Source organism: Corallococcus llansteffanensis, assembly GCF_003612055.1.
GTDB classification, from domain to species: domain Bacteria; phylum Myxococcota; class Myxococcia; order Myxococcales; family Myxococcaceae; genus Corallococcus; species Corallococcus llansteffanensis.
Genome location: NZ_RAWB01000480.1, coordinates 1 through 7,599, shown reverse-complemented (window position 1 = coordinate 7,599; position 7,599 = coordinate 1). Strand labels below are relative to the sequence as shown.

Here is a 7,599-nt window from a genome sequence, read left to right as displayed (position 1 = left end):
GGCCTCTCGCGGTGCGGAGGACGCCGGGAGCTGGACGGTGAAGGTGCTGCCCCGGCCGGGCGTGCTCTCCACGCTGATGCTCCCATTCATCTGGGCGACCAGGCTGTGGCTGATGGCGAGCCCCAGCCCCAGGCCCTGGCCCAGCCGCTTCGTGGTGAAGAAGGGGTCGAAGATGTGCTCCAGGACGTCCGGCGCGATGCCCTCGCCCGTGTCCTGGAACTGCACGAGCACGCCCTCGTCGGAGTTCCGGAGGCGCACGCGGATCTCATGGCGGGAGGCCATCCCCTCCGGAATGGCCTGGGCCGCGTTCACCAGCAGGTTGAGGAAGACCTGGCCCAGCCGGACGCTGTCGGCGACGACCTCAGGCACCTGCTCGTAGTCCCGCACGACGTGGGCCCGGTGGCGGATCTCCACCGTGGCCATCTTCAGGGCCAGCTCCAGCACCTGCTCCACGTCGACGCCGTGGCCCTGCGAGGTGCTGGGGCGCGCGAAGGTGCCCAGGTCCTTGACGATGTCCTGGATGCGCTCGGCGCCGGCCTGCGCATGGGACAGGGCTTCGAGCGCCTGCGTCGCGCCGGTGTGGTGGCGCGTGAGGGCGAGCAGCTCCGTATCCACCGTCGCCGGTGCCGGGGCCCGCAGCGCGTGCGAGGCCAGGCTCAGGCTGCCCATGAGGAAGGCCAGCGGGTTGTTGACCTCGTGGGCGATCCCCGCCGCGAGCGTGCCGACCACCGCCAGGCGCTCGGACATGCTCAGGCGCACCTGCATCTGCCGCAGCTCGGTGATGTCGATGATGGCGGTCCGGCACATGCGCCCCGGGAGCCTCCCGTCCTCGAGCGGCGCGCTGTGGAGCCGGACTTCAATCCGCCTCCGCGCGATGCGCAGCCGCAACTCCGTGCTCACCGTCTCCCCATCGATGCACTGGCGCACATGGGCGAAGAAACGGCCCAGGTCGGCCGGGTCCACGAAGGGCGTGAACGGCATCCCCTGGAGGTGCGTGCGGTCCTGTCCCAGCAGGCCCGCGCCCGTGAGGTTGAGATCCTGGATGCAGGCCTTCGCATCCAGGCTCACGCAGGCCATGGGCGCGAAGTCGTACAGCTCCATGTAGCGGTTGCGGGATTCCTCCAATGCCTGCTGGGCCTCCTGCAGCTCGCGGTTCTGCATCTCCAGCTCCAACTGGTGGCGCTGCAGCTCCCGCAGCAGGCCGCGCAGCTCGTCCGGAGCGCTGGGGTTGTTCTCCAATGCCTGTATCGCTTGTGTGAGGTCCGCCCGTGTCATCCCGCTACGCCGCCCATCCATGGACTCCCCCACTCCAAGCAGACCCACCTGGAGGCCTTCCGGGCGGGGAACCCTCCAGCGGGGGGCCCTCCCAGGTGCTCAGGTCCTTCGGGTTATATCGTCAATGGAAAGAAGCATGTACGGCACACCCGCCGTCTCGCTGGAGAGCTGGCGAGCATTGAGCAGCATGCGCCGGTGCCCGATGGTGTCGAAATCGTGCTCCATCACGAAGTCCCGCAAGTGTTTGTTCAAGGGCAGGATCTCCTCCAGCAGGTGGCGCAGCTGGGGGATGTTCCACTGGCCATTGCCGAGCGTGTAGAGCGGGTGCCCCAGGGTCTGCTCCTCGCTCACCTGGAAGGTGGCGTAGAAGGCGGGGTTGACGTTGATGACGCGCAGGCCCGCGTCCAGCACCAGGAAGGGCTCGCGCATCGTCTCCACGATGGCCTTGGCGTACTCGCGGGACCTTCGGGACTCATCGAGGCTGGCCTTGAGCCGGTCGATGTCCAGGAGCGTCATCACCGCGCCTTCAATCTTGTTGTCCAATGACTTGTAGGGGCGCAGGCGCAGCGAATACCAGTGCCCGGTGCCGTCGCGCACCTCCTGCTCGATGATGCTCAGCCGTTCGGTGACCTCGGTCACGGCGGCATCCAGGTCCGGCAGCGCAATGGCCAGCTTCACGTCGCGCAGGGGGCGGCCGATGTCCGAGGTGGACAGCTTCAGCACCTCCTCCGCCATGGGGGTGAAGCGGCGGATGCGGTGGTCGTTGCCCAGCATCACGGTGGCGATATGGGTGCTGCCAATCAGGTTGCTCAGGTCGCTGTTGAGCTGGCTGAGCTCCAGGTTGCGGTTCTGCAACTCCTCGTTGACGGTGGTCAGCTCCTCGTTGGTGGACTGCAACTCCTCCTTGGCGGTCTCCAGCTCCTCGTTGGTGGACTGCAGCTCCTCGTTGCTGGACTGGAGCTCCTCGGTGGCGGAGCGCAGCTCCTCATACGTGGCCTCCTGCTCCTCCGTGACCGTCTGCAGGTGCTCCTGCGTCATGAGCAGCTCCTCGCGCAGCCACTCCGCCTCGCGCCTGTGCTCGCCCTCGCGTCCGTCGGGCGCGGAGGCGCGGCCCTCGCGCTCCGGGGCCGGGGCGGCATCATGCGCCTCCTCGAAGAGCACGAGGAAGCAGTGCTCCTTCCCCGCATGCGCGGCGCGCAGCGGGTGCACCTCCAGGTTGACCTTGCGCTGCCGGGCCCCCTCCGACAGCGTCAGCCCCTCCTTGCGCACCCGGCTGTCGCCCTTCTTCGCCCGGTGCAGGGCCGCTCTCAGCTCCAGCGACAGCCCCTCGCGCGCCATCCTGATGAGGTTGAGGCTCGCGACCCCCGGGAGCGGTTCGAGGTAGGGCCCGGTGTGGCCCCGGAAGTGGAGGATCTCCAGGTCCTCGTTGACGATGACGCCCGGGGGCCCGTAGCGGGCGAGCACCAGCCGGTCCGCTTCCTGCTGCGCATCCAGGTCCGCGGCCCCGGGCTCCAGCTTGCGCCGCGCGCTGGAGGGCCGCTCCGCCGGGGACTCCCGATAGGTGAAGGTGAGGTTCGGCGGGGGCGAGGTGTTCTTCTTCCGGTAGAGCTTGTTGCGCTTGTCCACCAGGGAGAAGAGGTCCGCGGAAGCGCCCACCGTCTCCGACGTGCCCAGCATCAGGAACCCACCCGGGCGCAGGGCGTAGTGGAAGACGGGCAGGATCTTCTTCTGCAGCACCGGGCCCAGGTAGATGAGGACGTTGCGGCAGCTGATGAGGTCCATCCGCGAGAAGGGCGGATCGCTCACCAGGTTCTGCTGCGCGAAGACGCAGACGTTCCGCAGCGACTTGTGGATCTGATAGCCGCCCTCCGTCTTCACGAAGAAGCGGCGCAGGCGCTCGGGCGACAGGCCGGAGACGCTGGCCTCCGGGTAGACGGCGGCGCGGGCCTGCTCGATGGCCGTCGCGCTCACGTCCGTCGCGAACACCTGGAGGGAGTGGCCCGTGGCCGCCGCGCCCAGGTACTCCATCAGGCACATGACGAGCGAGTAGACCTCCTCGCCCGTGGAGCAGCCGGGGACCCAGATGCGGAAGGGCAGGTCGTGCGGGCGGCCCTGGAAGAGCTCCGGAAAGACCTTCTGCTGGAGCGCTTCGAAGGTGGTGGCGTCCCGGAAGAAGCTGGTGACATGGATGAGCAGGTCCTGGTGGAGCAGGTCCAGCTCCTCCGGGTGCGCCTCCAGGTAGCGGACATAGGTGTCCAGGTCCTCCACCTTGCACAGGAGCATCCGTCGCTCCAGCCGTCGGTGGATGGTGCTGGGCTTGTAGTGCGTGAAGTCCACGCCCACCGCTTCGCGCAGCAACCGGAAGACCCGCTGCAGCCCCTCCTCCGGGAGCGCCGGGGACGCGGCCGCGTCCGGCGCCGCGTGGGCCTGGGGCGCGAGCGTGCCCAGGTTGGCGAGCTGCGCGAGGGTCACCGCCATGCCCTCGGGAGGCAGGATGTGATCCACGCAGCCCGCCGCGATGGCGCTCCGGGGCATGCCGTCGAAGTGGGCGGACGTCGGCTCCTGGGCCAGGGTGGTGCCGCCCGCCTCGCGCACGGCCTGCAGCCCCCGGGTGCCGTCGGAGCCCGTGCCGGAGAGGATGACGCCGATGGCCCGGCCCGGCGCCTGCTCCGCGAGCGATATAAGGAAGTCGTCGATGAGCCTCAGCCCCTGCGGAGAGCTCCGCGGCGGCCCCAGGTGCAGCGCCCCGTGCTCCAGCGTCAGGCTGACGCCCGGCGGGTTGACGTAGAGGTGATCCGGCGTGAGCGTGAGGCCCTCGGAGGCCTCCACCACCGGCATCGCCGTCCCCCGGCCCAGCAGCTCCGGCAGGGCGCTCTCGTGCTCGGGGGACAGGTGCTGCACGAACACGAACGCCATCCCCGTCCGCGCGGGCAGGTGCTCCAGCAGGGCCAGGATGGCCGGAAGGCCGCCTGCGGAGGCCCCGATTCCCACCACCGGGAAGCGCTCCAGGAACGTCTTCGCACCGGCGCCTTCCTCGTGGGGGCGTGGCGGAGGGGCAGTGGGCTGCTTCTTCACGAGGAGTTCCTTCGGCGCCCGTCGCGCGGCATCGCGCCAGGGGGAGTCTTCCTCACTGATAGCCCAGCGCGACCCCCGCCGCTGGCCCTCCGTTCACCCTTCGTGCCAGCCGGCAGTGGACCGGGACCCACCCGGGTCGGGAATAAATGAGACGGCAAATTCTCCCCGGCGTTCAATCATTGCACGCATCCGCCGACAGGTGCTTCAAACACGAAGGCCCCGTCTTACCCGTTTGAAGCATTGCCCCGTTTTCCCGGTCTGCGTGGGTTCCTCCCGTCATTTCAAGCAGTTGCGAGAAGTCTCGATTCTTGAGAATCACTGTATTCGTAAAATTCTCGCCTGTACTTGAAATACGCGCCTCTCCTGTGACACAGTGTTCTCGAATCTTTCCACTTAGGAGGATTACATGTACGAGAAGCGAGTACGCGGCGCTCTGGGTGCCGCAGCCCTGTCCCTGATGGTTGGCGCCTGCACCGATGGCGCTCCTGCTGCGAACAAGGAGGAGACCAACCTCCAGAAGGCTTCCGCCAATCTGTCGGCGGGTCAGCAGGTGATCGCGGCCGACACGGACGCGGTCCCCACCTTCGTCACCGGTTCCTTTGGTTCCGTTCCCGCGCCGTCGGCCATCCAGGGCATCGCTGCGCCGCAGCAGCTGGCCCCGGTGCTCGCGGGCGTGGCGCCGATGTTCCGCCTGGACCCGAACGACCTGTTCCTGAAGAAGGCCTACGTCGGCTTCGACGGCGACACCCACTTCCGTTACGGCGTGAGCCACAACGGCATCCTGGTGCGCGACGCGGAAGTCCGCCTGCACGCCCGCAACGGCTCCGTGTTCGCGGTGAACACGAACGCCCGTGGCGACCTGAAGGGTGAGGCCAAGGCCTCCATCGCCCCCGAGGCGGCCATCGCCGCGGCGACGGGCGACCGCAGCGCCCCGGAGCGCGCCTCCTCCGAGGGCGAGCCCCAGCTCGTGTACCACCGCTCGGGCAACGAGCTGGTCCTGACGTACGAAGTTCGCGTCACGGGTCAGCTGGCGGACACGACGCCGGTGGACAACACCGTGCTGGTGAACGCGAAGACGGGCGAGGTCTTCGAGATCCGCCCGAACATCCACTCCGCGCTCAACCGCGAAGTGCGTGACCTGCAGCACCGCACGTCGCTGCCCACGGCCGTCCGTGCGCGCTTCGAGGGTGATCCGGTCCACGCCGACCCCGTGGTCAACAACAACTACGACCACCTCGGGACCGTCTACAACTGCTACAACAGCCTGTTCGGCCGCGACTCGTACAACAACCTGGGCGCGACGCTGAAGAGCTACGTCCACTACAGCAACAACTACGTCAACGCCTACTGGGACGGCACCCAGATGGTGTACGGCGACGGCGACGGCGTGAACGCGTCCAACCTGGCGAACTCGCTGGACGTGACGGCGCACGAGCTGACGCACGCGGTGACCTCGTCCGAGTCCAACCTCACCTACTCCGGTGAGTCCGGTGGCCTCAACGAGTCCCTCTCCGACATCTTCGGAGCGGTGTGCGAGTGGTACGGCAAGGGCAAGGTCATCGACGCGAACACCTGGATCGTCGGCGACGACGTCTGGACGCCCAGCATCCCGGGTGACGGCCTGCGCTACATGAACAGCCCCACGCTGGACGGGGACTCGCTCGACTACTACCCGGACTACTCCTCCGGCGTGGACGTGCACTACAGCTCGGGTATCTCCAACCTGGCGTTCTACCTGATGTCGCAGGGTGGCACGCACCCGCGCGCCAAGACGACCCAGGTCGTCGCGGGCATCGGCTTCGAGAAGGCCGCGAAGGTCTTCTACAAGATCAACGTCGACCTCATGAATGCCAGCTCCAACTTCGAGGCGGCGAAGACCCTCTCGGAGCAGGCCGCGACCCAGCTGGGCTTCACCCCGGCGGAGATCGCCTCGGTGGGCAACGCGTGGAAGGCCGTCGGCGTCGGCGTGCCGGTTCCTCCCCCGGTCACCACCCCGATCGAGAAGGGCGTGCCCGTCACGGGCATCAACGGCTCCTCCGGCAGCAAGCAGTTCTACTCGGTGACGATCCCCGAGGGCGCCACGGACGTGACCTTCACGCTGTCCGGTGGCACGGGTGACGCGGACCTCTACGTCCGTCGCGCCAACGCCCCCACGGATTCGCTGTACGACTGCCGTCCGTACAAGTCCGGCAACAACGAGGTCTGCGCCTTCCCGACCTCCGGCACCGAGGCCATCTGGTACGTGATGATCAAGGGCTTCACCTCCTACACGGGCACGTCGCTGTCCGTGACCTGGAAGGGTGGCTTCGTGAAGATTGGCAACGAGACGCGCATCGAGGACCTCTCGGGCGTGCCGGGCTCCAGCCAGACCTTCATCATCGACATGCCCGAGTTCAAGAAGGACTCCGGCATCAACACCCTGTCCGTCGCGATTGGCGAGGGTGAGGGCAACGCGGACATCTACGTGCAGGCCGCCTCCGCCCCCACGCAGTTCAGCTACCTGTGCCGTGGCGTGAAGGAGAGCGCGACGGAGAGCTGCATCCTGCGCAACGTGCCGGCCGGCAAGTACTACATCACCATCTTCGGCGTGCCGAGCCTGGTGGACCGCGAAGTGGACGGCTACATCAAGACCGCGTTCGCGGCGTCCTACAAGACGCTGTAGTTCCCGAAAGCAGGGGGCGCGGCTCGACGCCGCGCCCCTCGCCTTCAAGCCCCGGGCTCCCGCTTCCTCGCGGGACCCGGGGTTTCTTTTTGGGCGGCTCAGGGCGCCGCGCGCGCCGGACTCGCGGACGCCAGGCGCATGGGCTGGGCGCGGCCGTAGGTGAGCGAGCGCCACAGCCACTCCGCCGGGCCGAAGCGGAAGCGCGAAAGCCACAGGTGGCTCAAGCCCACCTGCACCGCGAAGACGCCCAGCACCAGCAGCGCGACGCGCGACGACGGCAGGTGGCCCACGAGCCCCAGGCCCCAGCCGTCGTACAGCCACAGGCTCACCACCGTCTGCATCAGGTACAGCGACAGGGCCATGCGGCCCGCGGGCGCGAGCACGCCCAGCGCCTTGCTCCAGCGCTCCCTCTGGAAGAGCAGCGCGAAGGCCGCCGCGTAGCCCATGCCCATGAACAGGTAGCCCACCTCCCTGAGGGTGCGCATCCCCACCATCCACACCGGCGGGCTGGGCGGCGGTGGAACGCCCCGGTTCATCAGGCTCAGCGCGAGCGACAGGCTGGCGATGGCGGCGCCCACCCCCAGCCC

General features: G+C 68.2%; 4 protein-coding genes. 1 reads left to right on the top strand and 3 read right to left on the bottom strand.

Features of this window, described 5'->3' with window-relative positions; translation table 11 throughout:
- On the bottom strand, nt 1–1,296 hold a 1,296-nt coding region (locus D7V93_RS32545; protein WP_147451459.1), incomplete at its 3' end, for a two-component system sensor histidine kinase NtrB.
- A gap of 78 nt (nt 1,297–1,374) precedes the next feature.
- The gene (locus D7V93_RS32540; protein WP_120647085.1) at nt 1,375–4,350 is read right to left on the bottom strand and encodes a chemotaxis protein CheB; all 2,976 of its coding nucleotides are present in this window, start codon (nt 4,348–4,350) and stop codon (nt 1,375–1,377) included.
- A 406-nt stretch (nt 4,351–4,756) separates the two neighbouring features.
- On the opposite strand from D7V93_RS32540, the gene D7V93_RS32535 reads away from it, so the two are divergent.
- On the top strand, nt 4,757–7,012 hold the full coding sequence (locus tag D7V93_RS32535) for a M4 family metallopeptidase (protein ID WP_120647084.1): 2,256 nt from the start codon (nt 4,757–4,759) through the stop codon (nt 7,010–7,012).
- 98 nt (nt 7,013–7,110) lie between these two features.
- Here D7V93_RS32535 and D7V93_RS32530 read toward each other — a convergent pair.
- Nucleotides 7,111–7,599 (bottom strand): DUF418 domain-containing protein (locus tag D7V93_RS32530; protein WP_147451458.1); only part of this gene is annotated, 489 nt, incomplete at its 5' end.